Source organism: Halobacillus trueperi (assembly GCF_003386945.1).
Lineage (GTDB): Bacteria > Bacillota > Bacilli > Bacillales > Halobacillaceae > Halobacillus > Halobacillus aidingensis.
In genome coordinates this window covers 79,328-95,860 of sequence record NZ_QUAE01000007.1, presented here as the reverse complement: position 1 = coordinate 95,860, position 16,533 = coordinate 79,328, and the positions used below count along the sequence as shown (strand labels likewise).

Sequence of the window (16,533 nt, the reverse complement as noted above, 5' to 3'; positions counted from 1 at the left end):
TTACGTAAAGGCAAAGGAGGTGAAGTTATGAAATGGTCCATCTATCAAATTTTCGCATTCATTGGAATGGCTTTAATTATGTGGATCCTCGAGTCTACCCTTCTTGGTCATATAGGAGTGGAAATCACGAGAGGAGAGGGAGCTGTGTATTCTCCGCTGATAACGTTTTTGGTCCTCATCCTCTTCATCACTGGTTTTTACATACTATTTCTGTTCGAGGCGAAAAAAGGACATAAATTCCAACAGTCCATTTGGACGTATATGCCCTCCATATGCATGTTCATCGGAGGTACTTCTGTCGTCTTGTTTTTACTGGGAGGAACGATAGGCCCCATAGGAGGGTGGATTGAACAGGTGCGTTCTCTTTTCTATGTTTTCCTATCCTATTTTCTATTCTTAATATTTTTATTTATTTTTTCTTTTGAGCACAAAAGAAAACGGTTCGAGCAGTCACCCGAACGAACCGTAAACCTATCTTACTTTTGGACATTGGTGTTATTTTTTAGTCTGTTTTTCTTACTTTAAGACTCAATTAGTTATTAAAGAATATGGCAGGTTTCTTGAAGACTTAGTTTCGAGACTTTTGTTGAGTGGATGGGGGCGGAGGGGAATGACTCGCTTTCCGTGGGAGCGCGGTGAGCCTCCTCAGGCTAACGCCTTGCGGGGTCTCACCATGAACTTTTTTCCCACAGGAGTCTCGCCATTCCCCTCCGCCCCTTTACCATGGGAGTGTCTCGAAACCACTTTTCAAAAAACTGCTTGTATGCTCAAACGAAGTAGATGATATAAAACTCTCCCCCGATTGCCTTCCGAGCGTGAAAGCTTGATATAAAGCGCTTTATGCCCGTTTCTAAGTGGACGTGCAAGACGTCCTATCTTGGTATAGGGGTTCGTTTCTCTCCTGCATGGAATGGGGTGGTTGGGAAGCTGCGAGGCTCCCGTGGGAGAAGGAGATAGGCGAGATCCCGCAGGACGCAGTCCGAGGAAGCTCGGCGCTCCCCCACAGGAAAGCGAGTAGCTTCCCAGCCACCCCTGACGCTCAACCCAGGCAACGAACCCCGAAACATCTCGAAACTGAGTCTTCAACAAAAGGGAGCTAAGGGAATAGCGAAAAAGAAGGGTTCCTTAATGAAGGAACCCTTTTTGTGTTAGTTATCTTGTTTTGCTTTTTTCGATTTGCGTGCTTTTTGCGCTTCTTGTTTGTGAGCCTCGTTAGCTGCTGCGCTGCCGAATTCCTGAGAAAATTCAGTATCGGCTTTTTTCGGGTCAAATCCCTTTTTGTTCTTTTGCTCAGCATCGTGTTTCTTTGTTCTTTTCGCCATGATTGTTCACCTCCGTCTCCTTTTTATTATGAAACGGAATTGTATTTCTCATGTAAGGAAGTGGTGAAATTCATCTAGAAACGATAAGAAATCCAATGTATAATAAGTGAAGTTGAAAAAAATAGATGGAAGAAGCGTGTGTGCCTTCTTCCATCTATTTTTTCGTTGTAAGTTGATCGGAAAGGAGGAGGACAGAAATGGATTTTTTTGAGCGGATGGAACAAGAGACGGGTGTTCTTTTGAACGATGTTCAGCAACAGGCGGTGGTGCACACGGACGGGCCGCTGCTTTTGCTTGCGTCACCGGGATCGGGGAAAACAACGACACTGAATATGAAAATTGGTTACTTGATCCTCGAGAAAAAAGTAGAGCCGGATCGGATCATGGCGGTCACGTTCAGTAAAGCGTCAGCACGAGATATGTCAGAACGTTTCGATCGTTTCTTTTCCGGTCTGACGAATGAAAAGGTCCACTTTTCCACCATCCACAGTTTCGCCTACAAAGTGGTCCGTGAATCATTACGGAAGAATGGTCAAGACTTCCAGCTGATTGAAGGAAATATAAGTGATGAAGAATTGAAAAAAGGCTGGGACGGGCCAGAGGTTCCTCTTCATAAGAAGTTCATTTTGAAAAAGTTATATGAAGATACAAATGGTGTGCAGATGACGGACGATGAGATGGACGAGCTGATGAGGTACATCAGTTTTGTGAAGAACCGGATGATTGAAGGGAGAGAGCTCGAGCGGGTCCCTTGTCAGGTGAAAAAAGCAGCGGACATCTATCAATCGTATGAAGCATTTAAGAAAAAGGATCCGTTTAAGTTGCTGCTTGATTTTGATGATATGCTCACGTATTGCCATCAAATCTTATTGGACGATGCAGCAATCCTATCCAAGTATCAGCAGCAGTTTGAATACATTTTAACAGATGAAAGTCAGGATAACTCGCTGGTTCAGCATGAAATCGTTGAATTGTTGGCAAAACCACAGAACAACCTTTGTGTCGTAGCGGATGATGATCAGTCGATTTTCATGTGGCGCGGTTCGGATGTTGACAAACTCTTGGACTTTGAAGAAACGTATCCGACCGGAACCGTTCTGACGATGTCCCAGAATTACCGCTCATCTCAGGACATTGTGAAGGTATCCAACCAGTTCATCAAACGCAATAAAAAGCGGTATGCAAAAGAAATGTTCACGGAAAATGAGGCGCACACTCCAATCGAGGTCAAAAACTTGAGCAACTATGAAAAGCAGTTGAAGTATCTCACGGAACAGCTGAAAAAAAGAGAGCCGGGAGAAGAAGTGGCTGTTCTCTACCGCAATAACGCATCGGCTGTACCGATCGCTGATCAGCTCGATAAATCCGGCATTGATTTTTATATGAAAGACATCGATCCGAAGTTTTTCAAACACTGGGTCGTAGAGGATATCCTGAACTTTATGCGATTCTCCTACAATGATCGCCGCGTCGATATTCTCGAGCGGATTCATACGAAGTTCAATGCTTACATTTCGAAAAAGCAGATTTTCTTTTTGAAAAAGAAAAATAGCCAAGCATCCGTTTTCGATCGGCTTTTGGAAAGGGACCTGCCTGACTATCAATCGAAGAACATTAAAAAGGCAAAAAAGCTGTTTAAAGACATCAACGAAATGGAGCCCGCCCAAGCGATCCGCACGATCAGGGAAAAGCTTGGTTACGATCATGCGCTCCAAAAGATGTCCGATAAATTCGGCTTCAATGCCGAACACTTGATGAACATTTTGAACACCCTTGAAAAGATTGCCGAGGGATTAGGCTCACTGAAAGGTTTTGCTGATCGTTTAAAGGAGTTGGAGAAGCTTCTTCAAACGTCGAAGTACAATAAAAACAAAAGCCCTCTGACGCTGACAACGTTCCATAGTGCTAAAGGTCTTGAATATGACAAAGTGTACATGATCGACCTCGTTAATGGCGTCATTCCGTCGAAGGATGATATGGAAACGTACCGAAATAAGGAAGCTGGACCAATGGAAGAAGCCGTCCGCCTTTTCTATGTTGGAATGACGCGCGCCAGGACAAACCTTGAGTTGTTGACGTACAGCTACAAAGGCAGTGAACGCGTGACTGAATCGATTTTTTTGATGAACGTGAGGAGGATTCTTCAGCCGGAAGGAGAGAAGAAGACGCTGAAAAAACCAAAGCGTCAAGCTCCTGATTTATCAGATGAAAACCTGCTCCAATTGGATGAGGTGGAGATTGGAAAACCCATCATTCATCGGAAGTTCGGTCCCGGTGTCATCAAGGAATATGATACCGACGAGATCGGCATCCAATTTGAAGAAGCAGGTTACAAAGAACTGTTGTTAGAGGTTTGTTTAGACAATGGATTGTTGAGTAAGAGTACAGAAAGTATGGAACGTTAATAGAACCCACCCAGAAGGTGCCAGGTCCATAGGATCGAGGCATCTTTTTTTTATATTTAATCAGGAACTTAATTGGAAACTTTCCTTCTTTAACCGTCACATTAACATTCTTTTACACCTCTTTCACCTCTGCTTATCGTTCACTTAATAAAAAACCTATAACATAGATCATAGAAGGTAAATCTTTTCCCGAAGTGATGAAAAATGTGCACCACTCGCGGAAACGAGTCTCTCTTACCGGTCGGTATTTTGCATGAACGTTCGTAGTCGGGGCTGGCGCGTTTCTATTGTTCAGAAGAAGAAAATCTAATCCTTCACTTGAACGCAAAGGAGATGAAGTCTGATGATCCGAAAGCTTAGCATCACCTTCATAACACTGGGACTCTTGGTGGTTTTGTGGAACGGTTACCAATGGTGGATGCAAAGTCACGTCGTTTCCTATGACCCAGAATTACAGACGGAGTTGCGCCAAAGCTCTTCGGTTTCTAAAAATCCAGGTGACTCTTCCTACACCGTGGACCATGTTTCTGCTGAAACGTATGAAAACGGTGAAGGGATGGGAGAGTTGACGATTCCGAAACTTGGCAAAAAGTACCCTGTGTATTACGGTTCTGATCCAGACACGTTAGAAAAAGGAATCGGAATGTATGATACGTCGTTTACGACATCTCCTTCCGAAGGTGGCCACACCGCACTCGCCGGTCACAGGGAGACGACTTTCGTAGGGCTTGATGGTTTAGTGGAAGGGGATTTTATCTACCTGACGGAAAACAACATCGAGTATGAATATCAAATCAATAGCATCTGGGTGACGGACGCGGAAGATACATCGGTCCTGGTCCCGAAATCATCTCCGACGTTGACATTGACCATTCGTTATCCGTTTGACTTTACCGGTTCTGCACCTGAGCGTTTTATCGTACAAGCAGATTTAGTGAAGCAGCAAGAGATAAAATAATGACAGACCTCTCCTTTTGTGAAGAAAGGAGAGGTTTTTTAGTTTGTTATGTGTGAGGAAAAAGAGATTGGTGCGTGAATCCTATTCTTAAAATTAAATTATGCTTTGAAATCAACCGAAGTTTTAATACCATCCTGGTCATACTCTTTAATCAAACGGATATGTATTAGTAAAAAGGAAGGGGGCATATGTGCTAGGTTGAAAAACTATTTTGAAATGAGGGTGGAAGGTGGATCAAGAATCAAAAACGAAAACTTCAGGCAGTGAGGAAGAGAAAAAATCTTCTACAGGGTTAGAGGAAAATGTCGGAGGCCTGCTTGCCTATTTGCTCGGCTTTATCAGCGGCATCGTTTTCCTTCTCATTGAAAAGGAAAATGAATTCATTCGTTTTCATGCCATGCAGTCCGTAATCTTATTTGGTTTCTTTTTTGTTTTTGGTTTTGTCGTCAATTTCATTCCGATTATCGGACTTTTTGTCAGCTTATTAATGGCTCCAGTTTCTTTGGTGTTATGGATATTGTTGATGGTGAAAGCGTATCAGGGGGAAAGATACCATTTACCGGTGACAGGGAAAATGGCGGAAGAACAGCTTCAGAAAATGGCAAAATGACATACATGACTATTAGGCTACCATCTTCCCTTGGATGGTAGTTTCTTCTTTTTAGCAGGAGTGAATCGGTAAGGTGTCGAAATGTGAAAAAAGCATTTGAATAAGAAGTCAGAGAAGAGAGGACATACGGATGGCGATCACTTATAAACAATGCCCCAGATGTCATTCGAAAAAGGTAGCCACCATTTTATATGGGGAACCAACCTATGAAGCTTACCAACAAGTAGAAGAAGGAAAGGTCGTGCTGGGCGGTTGCTGTGTTCTGATTGATGGACCTGAATATTCTTGTAACGATTGCGGATATCGTTGGAATAAACGTGAAGCCATAGAGGCAGCTTATGCCCGTATAAAAGGAATCAACTTTTCCATAGGGGGATTCTTTGAAGGGGAGTTTTTCGTTGAAATCAACTTAGAAACAAGAGATATGAAATGGGGGCACCGGAATGAGGGAGGAGAAAAGGTTTATGTTAAGCAATTGAGGAAAACCTCGGTCGATCGTATCATCGCTGAAATCCAATCGGTGAATCTTCTGAACTGGAAATCTCGTTATTCTAGTGAATTTCCAATTATGGATGGAACGCAATGGAGTTTAGAATTGCTCAGGGATGGAAGGAGTATCGTAAAGTCAGGAGACAATGGTTTTCCTGATGAATGGGAACCATTCTATGAGATTATGGAAAGATATGCAAGGTAGGTCTTTAGAAAGGGGAATGAAAGATGCAAAAGTTGAACATGAATCCCATTGAGAAATTTCTTCAACAAAATTCTGTCATGGTTCTGGATGGCGCTTTAGCGACAGAACTTGAAGCTTATGGCTGTGACTTGGACGATCCGTTATGGTCAGCGAAAGTGCTGTTGGAAAATCCGGAGGACATCAAGGAAGTACATAAAGAATATTTCAAAGCGGGAGCGGATTGTGCCATTACCGCCAGTTACCAGGCGACGATTTCCGGCTTTGCGGAACGGGGCTTTTCCGAAGAGCAATCGTTATCGTTGATCAAGAAAACGGTTGAGCTTGCCAGGAGCGCCAGAGATGAATACTGGGAAGAAGGTTCTTATGGTAACAATGTTAAACCGTTAGTGGCCGCTTCGATCGGTCCTTATGGAGCTTATCTTGCAGACGGATCAGAATACACAGGGAATTACGGGGTGACTGATCAACAGTTGGTCGATTTTCATCGTCCCAGAATGAAGGCGTTGGTGGAGGCGGGAGCAGATCTCCTAGCAATGGAAACGATCCCTTCTTTTCAAGAGGCGAGAGTATTGGCTACATTATTATTCGAATTTCCGGAGACGTATGCCTGGATGTCGTTTACATTAAAAAATGGAAAAGAAATCAGCGACGGTACGCCTCTTCGAACGTGTGCTGAAGAGCTGAATGATAGCAGCCAAGTCGCTTCAGTCGGGGTGAACTGTGCACCAATGGAAATAGCGGCAGAGGCGGTGGCGGTCCTGAAAAAACATACAGACAAGCCATTGCTTATGTATCCGAACTCCGGCGAAACGTATGACCCAGACTCCAACACGTGGTATGGGGAAGGTTCTTCAGTCTATTTTGATGATGCATCCGAACAATGGGTTGAAAGAGGTGCTTCGCTCATCGGCGGGTGCTGCCGGACGACTCCCCAACACATTCGCGTGTTGGCAGAAAAGTGGAAAATGAAAAGATAGAAACAAAAAGAAGGGCTGAAATGAGCCCTTCTTTTTGTTTCTATTGAATTTGGCGGTTAAAGAATTCTAGTACTTTCCTGTACACGAGAATTTCGTTTTCTTTCTTGGAAAAACCATGCCCTTCATCCTCCAGGACAATGTATTCCACGTCTCTTCCTTTCTCTTTCAAAGCTTCAACGACTTGATCGGATTCCGCTTTGACTACGCGAGGGTCTTTTGCTCCCTGAATGACGAGCATCGGCTTAGTCATCGTATCAAGGTAGTTGATCGGAGAGTCTTCGTCGAGCTTTTCTTTATCTTTTTCAGGGTCACCGACCAACTGGGCCATGGCTGGCTTCCAGTGTTCAGGTACGGAGTCGATGAAACTGAACAAGTTGCAGGGGCCGAAGATATCGACGACCGCTTTGAAATAGTCCGGATGTCTGCCATGAAGCAGGAGAGACATATAGCCTCCGTAGCTGCCGCCCATCAACAGTATGCTATCTTTCGTTGCGTACCCTTCATCGATCAACCAGTCGAGACCAGCGACGTTATCGAGCCTGGGAGCATGTCCCCAGTCGCCCTCAATCATTTTTTCAAATGCCTGTCCATATCCTGTCGAGCCCCGGAAGTTCGGAGCGAAAAGACTGTATCCTTCATGGACGAGAAACAAGAAGAGAGAGCGGAAGGAAGCGCGTTCCGCAGCTTGTGGGCCTCCGTGAGGCCAAAAAATCATATGGCCGTTATCTCTTTCTGGTTTTGGACGGTACAGTAAAGCTTCTATTTCTAAGCCGTCAAAAGATTCATAGGTAACATAATCAGGTGATATCAAATACTCCTTATTCACGCCTGGGACGCCGTATTTCGTTAACGGTTCCCAGTCTTTTTCAGTTTGTTTATATAGGTTAGCAGGTACCGTCGCAGAGTCACCGCGAAGGTACACCGTTCCAGAATCAGCAATGACTAATTGATCGATGACACTTACGGGGGACTCCAGATTTTCGAGTTGCTTCTCGCGCAGCTTATAACGGTAGAGCTGATCACGTACACCTTTTTCACTGATGATATACAGGGACTCCGTCGTTTGATCATACTTCATGTGCTTTAAATCTTCCGCCTCTGCGTGCACGACTTTTTCAAAAGACTTCGTTTCAATGTTGAAGCGGGCGAGGTAAGAAAAGTCACTTTCATAATTGGTGAGCAAGTAGATTTCCTGTTCGGAAACGAAAACCGCTTCGGATACCGTGTGCTGAGGCTCAGGTGAAGGGGTAAGAAGAAGGTCTTCCTCTCCTGTTTTTACATAATACAACTGGTATGTATTCGAAAAAGCTTTCATATAGAGGAAGCTTTTTTCCTCCGGGCTCTTGTCGACCAGAACCGTCATCCCACCTTCACCATGGACGATGACTTCTTCCTCTTCAGTTTCCAAGTTAAAGCGATAGCCTTTCATGTACGTTTCGTCATCTTTTGTTGATGTATAGTACAGCTGCTTTCCGTCTTTTGATAAAAAGGGGTGGATGTGGCGGGCACCATCTTTTTTACGTACAGGTTGGAGAGGGCCTCCTTCAGGCGGTATGGCATAAATTTGTCCATTTTCATCCCCATCTTCATCCACAACAGCAATCATGAATTTCCCTTTAGGATCGTAGGTGACGTGCTCACAGCTTTGATTGTGGAACGTTAGTGGATAGGGGAAAGTATTCGGAAGATCCATCGCCCATAGATTGTATTTGCCATTCAAATTTGTACTGAAGACAAGCTGAGATTCATCCGCACTTACGGCAAATGTCTCTATTCCATATGTTTGAAAAAATTGTTCAACATCGGGGTGCGGGAAATTTAACATGTACAAAACTCCATTCCTTTTTTTGTCATTTAACAAGTTTCGACATTCCTTTGTTTGATTCCTCCTTGTCTCGCATGTGACTGGAGTAATCGACAAAAGAGCGAACGGTTCTGCTCCACACCATATACATAAAACAGCTGCTCAAAGAATATCAAATAACAATTGACAATGATAATCGTTATCAATTAATATGTTTATATACTTACAAAGGGAGTGAAGCCAGGCATGGGACATTGTTTATATGTCATTAAACCTTTCCGATATGAAAGGTTTAATGCAGGTTGTGGCTGTCACAAAACGATTCGCTTTGAAAAAGGCCAGCGCTTATATGTGTTGAACGATCCTTTTTATATAGAAAGCCACGGGTGGAACGTCAGCGTCCAGACAGAAAGTGAAGAGCCTTTCAACATGTCTGCACGTTTTATAGATGAACTTTATCAAAAACGGGTGTTGATGACTTGGATGGATGTAGAGTTGCAACTGAATTACCAAGCGTACAAAATTGATCAGGCTCTACATGTTCGAGATGAGGGTTTATTCCAAATGTATACGAAAGCATATAAACAGATGAAGAATTTATATACGCATGAAGCTGTATCAGAAGGGAGTAAGTCATGACGAAGATCCTGATTGGCTTTGCCAGTATGTCTGGAAATACAGAGGATATAGCTGACCTTTTAAAGTCTCATTTAGACTCTGACCATGAGGTGGAAATGCGCGAGTTAGAAGACATAGAAGTCTCTTCGCTATTAAAGTATGATGGTTTACTTATTGGCTCCTATACATGGAACGATGGGGATTTACCCTATGAAGTAGAGGATTTTTATGATGAGCTGGCTGATGTTGATTTAACAGGAATATCAGCAGCCGTGTTCGGATCCGGTGATCCCGTGTACCCTCGTTTCTGTGAAGCTGTCCATCTGTTGGAAGATCATTTGAAAGAAGCGGGTGCGGATCTTATTGCAGAAGGATTGAAAATTGAAATGAATCCAGATACAGAAGAAGACCTGAATGCGTGTTCGCAGTTTGCAGAGAGTGTATCCAACCATTTTCTGAACGTCAAAGCATAGGCATTTTCAGTGAATTCATCATTTGGGATAGTCTCTCAAAAAGCCTTTACCAATATAAAACGCAGAGGATAACAGCTCTCCTCTGCGTTTTTATCATTTTATGCTTTGGCTGTTGTATTGTTTCCGTAAAGAATGCGTTCGATCATCGCTTTGTCCATAACCAGACGAGACATTCCGTTCTTATTCAGAAGCTCCTGTGTGTTACTGTCGTCAAAACGAATGTTTTTATTCCAATAAGGACGGAATACGCTCATCGGAGCATTGAATACCTGCTCTTCCTTCGTTAATTCACCATCGTAATCGGACGGGACCATCTCGATATTGTGAAAATCAAGCTTTTCCTTGATCATTTCAAATAACAAACGATTGGTCGGCGGATGAGGATTCGTAATGTGATAGATGGCTTTGGGATGATCCATATTAAGAGCGGCAGTGAGTACATCCACCACATAGTCGACAGGGACGAAGTTTTGACTGGTCTCACCTGTACATAAGAACTTAAACGTTTGGTGCTGCAGCTCCTTTTTCCGTTCTGTTCGTTTCTTAAGAATTTCAAGGCCGCGAATGACTCCATACAATGCGAAACTCGTGTCCGCTTCTCCGGTTTTCGAATCTCCGATAATAATGGAGGGACGGAAAATTTTGATATTTAACGTATGATCGTAGCCTAGAACAAGGTGTTCGGCGTGACATTTGCTTTCTTCATAAGCATTCACAAACGTCTGCTCCTTTTCGTGTAACTGCTCCGAGGCATGACGTTTCATTCCAAGCGTATAGGCTGTGCTTACATAATAAAAGTTTGCAGCATGAATGTCCTGCGCAAGATGAAGCACATTCTCTGTACCGTCCACATTGATTTTGAAGGTTTTCTCACGTTCATTTTCATCAAAAGAAAGGAAGGCAGCGCTATGGTAAACCGTGTCAATCTGATCTCGCAAATGAAGGAGTTGCTCTTCACTGACTCCCGCATCTTTAAGAGATAAATCGCCTTCGATGATGTGGAGCTTTTCCTTGGCGTCTGCAGGAATGTCCCCCTTAAGGTTTTCCGCTTTACGCAGACTTCTTACCAGGGCATAGACGTTATGGCCCTCTTTCAGCAATTTCAAGGCTAGTTGTTTTCCTAAAAAGCCTGTAGCTCCTGTAAGCAATATGTTCATGTTAGCTCCTCCGATGTTTCATTCATGTGTCTATATAACAGCTGTGTTGTTCATAATAGAATGAAAGATTTCCAAATCTATAACAATGTCCAGCTCTAGCTATCATTCGTAGTGGATACAAGGATAACATATAGCGAACGGAATGTTGTGAAAAAAGTATGAGAAAACATTGGAAGCTGCCCACTGATGATCATCTACTGATTACTCTCTGAGCATGAAGTTCCTTACATGTTAGAATAAACACAAGAAAAAGGGTGTGGCAGTGGTGAAAAATACAAATAATGCTGGGGTTCACCAAATTAGCCTAATGGATGAAAAAGGAGGAGTACATGTGGGCGTAAAGTTGAGGAAGGTTGCTGATGAATTAGAGATGAGCATGGAAGAATATTTGGCATTTTTTGATCGGGAAACGTATGAAGTCGTTCGTTTCCCCCCAGGAATGTATGATGAAGTGGAGATGGGCGAGCCTTACGAGACACGTGGAGATTGGCTGGACGAGGACTGGAAAAGTGCGGAAATGGTGGTCCATAATGAAGAGAGGTTTGTGGAACTGCCTTCTAAGTGGGATATTCATGACTACGAAATCATAGAGAGTTTCTCTTATTCTATTAAAGATGAACAAGTCAGGACACAGGTTCTGAATGCCATCCGTGGAAGCGGGGCCTTCCGCCGCTTCCGGGAGCATATAGAATATCACGGCTTGTTGGAGGATTGGTACAAGTATAAGTCAGATTGGTATGCGGAGATCGCCAGGGAATGGTGCGAAGAAAATGACATTCCTTATGAAGAATAGGCAGTGAAGAGTCAGTCTTCCCTCAGGGAGCTGATTCTTTTTTTTACTTGCAAAGGAGGTGGGAGGTCCTAGTTCGGAATGTATACATATTGGAGATCCAGATAAAAACGGTTAGTCACTTTTGTTCATTTTGTCTGCTCAAGCAGGTTTTTGCTGAAAGAATGAAGTATTTGGTAAATAACCTATAAATTGGGAGGCATTTGATGAAAAAGAAATTATTGACGGTAGCTGTAACAGGTACACTTTTAACAACAGGTGGATTGATTCCGGGAAGTGGAACCGTTCTGGCTGGAGACAACGGAGCGAATGGACCGAACTACAATGGAAATGAAACGATCAAAAATGAACGCCTGCATTCTTATGAAGAGATGGCTGATTTCTTACATAAGCTTGATCAGCGTTCAGAAGCACTTGAACTTGAAGTGTATGGGCAGTCCGTAAAAGGAAGAGATTTATATTTAGCGAAGTTCGGCGCCATGGATGAAGACAAGCCGACCGTCCTTTTTCTTACCCAGCAGCATGGGAATGAAACGCTGACGACAGAAGGTGCGTTGCAAGTCATCAAATATTTGACATCTAACGGGAAGAGCGTGAAAAATATCCTTGAAAACGTGAATGTTCTCATTGCTCCAAGGTTGAATGTAGATGGAGCGGAAGGGGATGTGAACTTCTCTTTGGATGATTACGTATCAGGAACGCACACACGTTATAATGCGAACGAGGTAGATTTGAACCGTGACCATGTCGATCGCAAGCAGCCTGAAACGAAGGCTTTGCATGAAGAGGTGCTGCAGAAATACAGTCCTGATTATATGATCGACTTGCATCACCAGGGGACACAGGTGACGCTTGGGGATACAGGTGAGCTTGTTTCTGGTTCTATTTTATATCCGACAAATTCAGAAGTAGATCCAGAGGTCCGTGAACAGTCGAAGAAATTGGGTGCTGTCGTCTACAACGCCGTTGAATCCAAAGGTTATGGCCTTCTTTCCAAATATCCTGGTGGAACGGCACAGACGATCAGCCGTAATGGACTGGCTGCTGAATATGGCATCTCCACCCTATTATTTGAAATGAGAGGAATGGCCGACCATTATCGTGAAGATTATGTCCTTGGCCAGAAGAGTAATGGATATTTGATCCAGCAAGCGGTGACTGCTATGACAGCTACACTGGAGGCTCTGGCAGATGGTTCGCTTGAATCTGCTGATCCTTCTTTTTGGGATACGTTACCTGAGAGTAACTACGATGGAGAATAATGTAAGGGAACTTCCTTTTTAGGGAGTTCCTTTTTTATATCCTGCTTCCTACGAGCGCAATTCTGACTTCCCGCGTGTGATTCAGCATTCCAACGCGCGACTCAGCCCTCCAACGCGCGACCCAGCATTCCAGCGCGCGACTCAGCTCTCCAACGCGCGATACAGCATTCCAACGCGCGACCCAGCATTCCAGCGCGCGACTCAGCATTCCAGCGCGCGACTCAGCCCTCCAACGCGCGACCCAGCATTCCAGCGCGCGACCCAGCATTCCAGCGCGCGACCCAGCATTCCAGCGCGCGACTCAGCCCTCCAACGCGCGACCCAGCATTCCAACGCGCGACTCATGCCCTCTCAAAGGCGGACTTACACTTTTCTTCTTTAATCACACCACCGGCGACTCAAGACAGGAGTGACATATTGCATAGCTGAAATCCTCCACCTTATATTATTCCTTCTAATTCTAAGTATGGGGAAACTAGAGTTATTCAGTGGTGAGCCGTTTATTTACACCAGGTAGGGGAATGGTTTATCACGAAAGAAAAAGAAGGTGAAGTAGGTATGCTATTTTCTGGAACGAAAATTTCGGATTTATCCGTCACATCTGTATTACTTATTCTGGTTGGATTCCTTTCACTTGGAATCAGCATTTATTATTTTATTGATTTGACCCACAGCATTTTACAGAAGGAAAAGTTCGCCATTGACCAGCAAGCTTTCAATCTAGTGCGGGCAACTTCCTTTGGAGGAGCAGAGCCGCTGGCAAAAGCTATCTCTAAGGCAGGGTCCGTAATCTTTATGGTCATTGTTTCACTCATACTGGCTGTCTATTTGTTGTTTTTTTCGCCATTCAGTCGCTGGGTCGGTGTTTATTTCATTTTGGCTATGGGTGGCGTCAGTGGTCTTACGGCAGGATTAAAGTCATTCTCCAGTCGTGCCAGACCTGAGTTCAAGGGCAATTATCACGGTGCGACATCCAGTTTTCCGAGCGGTCACGCGTCCGGCGCACTCGTTTTTTATGGTTTCATCATCTACCTTTTCGCAATCAGTAAACTTGAACCAAAGTGGAAATGGGGGATCAATATTGTTTTGTCCCTCATCGCAATGCTTATCGGTATCAGTCGTGTTTATTTAGGGGTGCATTTCTTTACAGACGTCGTTGCAGGCTATTTGTTTGGGATAGCCTGGCTTCTCATTTGTCTTACTTCCCTTGAAGTGACTCTTTGGCATCAACGGAGGAGACAAAGGTTGTCATAATCCCGTCTTTTTTCATGCTCACCCTTTTTATGAATAGATATAAAAGAGCGAGCAAAAAAGGGGGGGCGGCCACATGGCTGTTATTAAAGCTCCAAGTAAACATATTGACATGTTGGCACGATTGCTGCGAGCGGAGGCTGTCGGTGAAGGGAAGCAGGGGATGTTACATGTAGGGGCTGTGACCGTGAATCGCGCAAGAGCGAATTGTTCAGATTTCAAAGGGGTGAGTACATTGCCAGAGGTGATCAATCAACCGAAAGCATTTGAAGCCTTGCAGCATGGCATGTACTACCAAAGAGCGCGGGAAAGTGAAAAACGTTTGGCACGGAGAAACGTGAAGGGATATAGGACCTGGCCGGCGAAGTACAGTTTATGGTACTTCAGACCAGACGGAGACTGCCCACCGACGTGGTATGACCAGAGTCAGGTTGGAAGATACAAATCTCACTGTTTTTATGAGCCTGTGGCGGGCGAATGTGATGAAATTTATAATACCTTTTAATCATGAATAAGTCTGACAGGCGGAAAGGGAGCCTGTCAGCTTTTTTTATTAAAACCATTTGTATTTTCTTGATAAGGGAACAAAATGCTTCGTAAAAGAAAAGCGGCGGGAGTGGAAGGTTGCGATTTCAAGTCCGATTCGATACGCTTCCTGGTCGATGCGCTGTTGCTCTTCCTTAAATTGTTCAAGGCTTGTCGTGTTCAGGAGAAGTTCGGTGTTGTACCATACATTCGTCCTGCAATGGCTAAGGAAAAACGAGGAAAGTTTTTCGTCGTGCCGTCGCAGCAGTCGGTCCATCCATTTAATGAAGCGGGCATAATGAGCGGAAAGTTCATCCTGGACGATGTCTACAAGCTCGGCGAGAACGTCATTGATTCGTTCGTGATCTTTCCGGCGGTGCAGCATAAGACGGGAGTCCGGCCATATTTTTTCTTTTGAAATGATGTGGTGAAGGGCTAAGGGAAGGTCGTAGTTGATGTGGGCATTGATGCCGAGAAGAGCATCCTGCAAAACAAACGTTTGTTTTTGTTCGGCCATACGAAAGGCAAGTGTCCAGCATCTCGAATCTTCTTTTTCTGATTGGAGATTGTCCAAGGCTTGGAAATAACGGTCAGCAAAGTGGATCAGCAAGCGTTCCATCCAAATAGGATCGGTAAAGAAATCAGCAGCCAGCCTTTTTTGCATTTCTTTCGTCATTAAAAGATAAACCCGTTGAAAGACGCTGTTGAAATCATTGTGTTCTTCCAATGTTTTCAAACGTTCTTCCATTTGAAGGATGACAAGGTCCAGGGTTTGCGACACTTCTTCAGAGCTTTGTACCGTTCTCAAAGGCCCACCCTCCCAAGTAGTCATTTATATCTATTATAGCACCTTATTCTATGAGGAGAGTACGTATGATTCTTACATTCTTCTGAATAAAACCAAACACACAGGGTATGAACATATATAGATGTTGATGAACTGGAGGGTCAAAAATGGATAAGATGAATCGAGGGGTCATTACAGCCCTATCGGCAATTGGAATTGCACAAGCCTTAAAAATTATTACTCATAAAAAGGTGTCTGGAGAATGGGATGTGAAGCAGGTAGCGACAACAGGTGGAATGCCGAGCTCCCACTCGGCTGGAGTTTCGGCGCTTGCGACTTATATCGCTGCCAACAAGGGATCACGTCATACGGAAACAGCCCTCGCAGCGACCTTCGGTGTGATCGTTATGTATGATGCTCAAGGAATCAGGCGTCATACAGGTGAAATCGCGCAATTGGTCAATGATCTCGAAGATAACTTTGCTGCGATTTCTGGTGATTTTCCGAGTTCTGAATTTGTTGAGCGTGATAAAGAATTGAAGGAGCTTCTCGGTCATCAACCGATTGAAGTGCTTGGCGGGGCTATTCTTGGAGCAGCTCTCGGATATTTTTCTGCTAAGCTCGAAGGATAAAGCAAACCAAAAGAGCGAAAAGTAAGACCAGGAGGTGATTCGAATGAACATATCGAACAATCCTGGAAAAGATGTGTTTGCAAGCTCTGGAACGAATGTGAGTGAAGTGAAACGGAGAAATGAACAATCAGGTCTTTCCTACAATCAGGTGAAAGAAAGGCTTGCCCGTAAACAAAATCAAAAGTGATGATAAATAAAGGCCTGCCCGTTGATGGGCAGGCCTTTTCCTTGGGTCTACGAAGTGATAGCATTTCGAGCTGTAACTGTG

General features: G+C 44.1%; 18 protein-coding genes. 14 read left to right on the top strand and 4 right to left on the bottom strand.

All coding sequences use genetic code 11. The annotated features are described in order from the left end of the window. Window positions 1–27 precede the first annotated feature (27 nt). Window positions 28–525: a hypothetical protein gene (locus DYE48_RS10815; protein WP_115823640.1), complete on the top strand. Its 498-nt coding sequence runs from the start codon at window positions 28–30 to the stop codon at window positions 523–525. A 623-nt stretch (window positions 526–1,148) separates the two neighbouring features. Here the strand turns inward: DYE48_RS10815 and DYE48_RS21160 are convergent. Continuing rightward, on the bottom strand, window positions 1,149–1,322 hold the full coding sequence (locus DYE48_RS21160) for a hypothetical protein (protein WP_167356014.1): 174 nt from the start codon (window positions 1,320–1,322) through the stop codon (window positions 1,149–1,151). Between the two features lie 197 nt (window positions 1,323–1,519). Here DYE48_RS21160 and DYE48_RS10805 point away from each other — a divergent pair, with 197 nt between their 5' ends. The 5 genes from DYE48_RS10805 to mmuM all read left to right on the top strand — a co-directional run bounded on the left by DYE48_RS10805 (window position 1,520) and on the right by mmuM (window position 6,966). Continuing rightward, entirely contained in the window at window positions 1,520–3,727 is a 2,208-nt protein-coding gene (locus DYE48_RS10805) for an ATP-dependent helicase (RefSeq protein ID WP_115823638.1), read from the top strand. A gap of 343 nt (window positions 3,728–4,070) precedes the next feature. Then, a complete protein-coding gene (locus tag DYE48_RS10800) occupies window positions 4,071–4,685 on the top strand; it encodes a class D sortase (RefSeq protein ID WP_115823637.1) in 615 nt (204 codons plus the stop codon). 229 nt (window positions 4,686–4,914) lie between these two features. Next, on the top strand, window positions 4,915–5,295 hold the full coding sequence (locus DYE48_RS10795; protein WP_115823636.1) for a DUF4870 domain-containing protein: 381 nt from the start codon (window positions 4,915–4,917) through the stop codon (window positions 5,293–5,295). Window positions 5,296–5,425: 130 nt separating this feature from the next. Then, entirely contained in the window at window positions 5,426–5,989 is a 564-nt protein-coding gene (locus DYE48_RS10790; protein WP_115823635.1) for a hypothetical protein, read from the top strand. Window positions 5,990–6,027: 38 nt separating this feature from the next. Next, the gene (gene mmuM, locus DYE48_RS10785) at window positions 6,028–6,966 is read left to right on the top strand and encodes a homocysteine S-methyltransferase (RefSeq protein WP_208639652.1); all 939 of its coding nucleotides are present in this window, start codon (window positions 6,028–6,030) and stop codon (window positions 6,964–6,966) included. A 40-nt stretch (window positions 6,967–7,006) separates the two neighbouring features. Here the strand turns inward: mmuM and DYE48_RS10780 are convergent, their stop codons facing one another. Next, window positions 7,007–8,791: a S9 family peptidase gene (locus DYE48_RS10780; protein WP_115823633.1), complete on the bottom strand. Its 1,785-nt coding sequence runs from the start codon at window positions 8,789–8,791 to the stop codon at window positions 7,007–7,009. Between the two features lie 225 nt (window positions 8,792–9,016). On the opposite strand from DYE48_RS10780, the gene DYE48_RS10775 reads away from it, so the two are divergent. Both DYE48_RS10775 and DYE48_RS10770 read left to right on the top strand, forming a co-directional pair. Then, window positions 9,017–9,409, top strand: coding sequence for a hypothetical protein (locus tag DYE48_RS10775; RefSeq protein ID WP_115823632.1), 393 nt, complete (start codon window positions 9,017–9,019; stop codon window positions 9,407–9,409). After that, the gene (locus tag DYE48_RS10770) at window positions 9,406–9,861 is read left to right on the top strand and encodes a flavodoxin (protein ID WP_115823631.1); all 456 of its coding nucleotides are present in this window, start codon (window positions 9,406–9,408) and stop codon (window positions 9,859–9,861) included. Before DYE48_RS10775 ends, DYE48_RS10770 begins: the two co-directional genes overlap by 4 nt. A gap of 98 nt (window positions 9,862–9,959) precedes the next feature. Here the strand turns inward: DYE48_RS10770 and DYE48_RS10765 are convergent, their stop codons facing one another. Beyond that, complete coding sequence (locus tag DYE48_RS10765; RefSeq protein WP_115823630.1) at window positions 9,960–11,018, bottom strand: SDR family oxidoreductase; 1,059 nt, start codon at window positions 11,016–11,018, stop codon at window positions 9,960–9,962. Between the two features lie 331 nt (window positions 11,019–11,349). Here DYE48_RS10765 and DYE48_RS10760 point away from each other — a divergent pair, with 331 nt between their 5' ends. The 4 genes from DYE48_RS10760 to DYE48_RS10745 all read left to right on the top strand — a co-directional run bounded on the left by DYE48_RS10760 (window position 11,350) and on the right by DYE48_RS10745 (window position 14,826). Continuing rightward, on the top strand, window positions 11,350–11,811 hold the full coding sequence (locus DYE48_RS10760) for a UPF0158 family protein (protein ID WP_167449491.1): 462 nt from the start codon (window positions 11,350–11,352) through the stop codon (window positions 11,809–11,811). A 203-nt stretch (window positions 11,812–12,014) separates the two neighbouring features. Next, a complete protein-coding gene (locus DYE48_RS10755; protein ID WP_115823628.1) occupies window positions 12,015–13,070 on the top strand; it encodes a M14 family metallopeptidase in 1,056 nt (351 codons plus the stop codon). A gap of 558 nt (window positions 13,071–13,628) precedes the next feature. Beyond that, window positions 13,629–14,324, top strand: a complete 696-nt coding sequence (locus tag DYE48_RS10750) for a phosphatase PAP2 family protein (protein WP_115823627.1) — start codon at window positions 13,629–13,631, stop codon at window positions 14,322–14,324. Between the two features lie 73 nt (window positions 14,325–14,397). Continuing rightward, entirely contained in the window at window positions 14,398–14,826 is a 429-nt protein-coding gene (locus DYE48_RS10745) for a cell wall hydrolase (protein WP_115823626.1), read from the top strand. Window positions 14,827–14,874: 48 nt separating this feature from the next. On the opposite strand, the gene DYE48_RS10740 is transcribed toward DYE48_RS10745, so the two are convergent. Beyond that, a complete protein-coding gene (locus DYE48_RS10740; protein WP_115823625.1) occupies window positions 14,875–15,654 on the bottom strand; it encodes a DUF5995 family protein in 780 nt (259 codons plus the stop codon). 146 nt (window positions 15,655–15,800) lie between these two features. Between DYE48_RS10740 and DYE48_RS10735 the strand changes: the two genes are divergently transcribed. Both DYE48_RS10735 and DYE48_RS21155 read left to right on the top strand, forming a co-directional pair. Next, window positions 15,801–16,265, top strand: coding sequence for a divergent PAP2 family protein (locus DYE48_RS10735; RefSeq protein ID WP_115823624.1), 465 nt, complete (start codon window positions 15,801–15,803; stop codon window positions 16,263–16,265). 43 nt (window positions 16,266–16,308) lie between these two features. Next, window positions 16,309–16,452, top strand: coding sequence for a hypothetical protein (locus DYE48_RS21155; RefSeq protein ID WP_167449490.1), 144 nt, complete (start codon window positions 16,309–16,311; stop codon window positions 16,450–16,452). The last annotated feature ends 81 nt before the right edge of the window (window positions 16,453–16,533 follow it).

What these genes read in the sequence shown, in the direction of transcription:
- DYE48_RS10815 (WP_115823640.1), top strand. Translation starts at nt 28, where the DNA reads ATGAAATGGTCCATCTATCAAATTTTCGCATTCATTGGAATGGCTTTA.
- DYE48_RS21160 (WP_167356014.1), bottom strand. Translation starts at nt 1,322, where the DNA reads ATGGCGAAAAGAACAAAGAAACACGATGCTGAGCAAAAGAACAAAAAG.
- DYE48_RS10805 (WP_115823638.1), top strand. Translation starts at nt 1,520, where the DNA reads ATGGATTTTTTTGAGCGGATGGAACAAGAGACGGGTGTTCTTTTGAAC.
- DYE48_RS10800 (WP_115823637.1), top strand. Translation starts at nt 4,071, where the DNA reads ATGATCCGAAAGCTTAGCATCACCTTCATAACACTGGGACTCTTGGTG.
- DYE48_RS10790 (WP_115823635.1), top strand. Translation starts at nt 5,426, where the DNA reads ATGGCGATCACTTATAAACAATGCCCCAGATGTCATTCGAAAAAGGTA.
- mmuM (WP_208639652.1), top strand. Translation starts at nt 6,028, where the DNA reads ATGAATCCCATTGAGAAATTTCTTCAACAAAATTCTGTCATGGTTCTG.
- DYE48_RS10780 (WP_115823633.1), bottom strand. Translation starts at nt 8,791, where the DNA reads ATGTTAAATTTCCCGCACCCCGATGTTGAACAATTTTTTCAAACATAT.
- DYE48_RS10775 (WP_115823632.1), top strand. Translation starts at nt 9,017, where the DNA reads ATGGGACATTGTTTATATGTCATTAAACCTTTCCGATATGAAAGGTTT.
- DYE48_RS10770 (WP_115823631.1), top strand. Translation starts at nt 9,406, where the DNA reads ATGACGAAGATCCTGATTGGCTTTGCCAGTATGTCTGGAAATACAGAG.
- DYE48_RS10765 (WP_115823630.1), bottom strand. Translation starts at nt 11,018, where the DNA reads ATGAACATATTGCTTACAGGAGCTACAGGCTTTTTAGGAAAACAACTA.
- DYE48_RS10755 (WP_115823628.1), top strand. Translation starts at nt 12,015, where the DNA reads ATGAAAAAGAAATTATTGACGGTAGCTGTAACAGGTACACTTTTAACA.
- DYE48_RS10750 (WP_115823627.1), top strand. Translation starts at nt 13,629, where the DNA reads ATGCTATTTTCTGGAACGAAAATTTCGGATTTATCCGTCACATCTGTA.
- DYE48_RS10745 (WP_115823626.1), top strand. Translation starts at nt 14,398, where the DNA reads ATGGCTGTTATTAAAGCTCCAAGTAAACATATTGACATGTTGGCACGA.
- DYE48_RS10735 (WP_115823624.1), top strand. Translation starts at nt 15,801, where the DNA reads ATGGATAAGATGAATCGAGGGGTCATTACAGCCCTATCGGCAATTGGA.
- DYE48_RS21155 (WP_167449490.1), top strand. Translation starts at nt 16,309, where the DNA reads ATGAACATATCGAACAATCCTGGAAAAGATGTGTTTGCAAGCTCTGGA.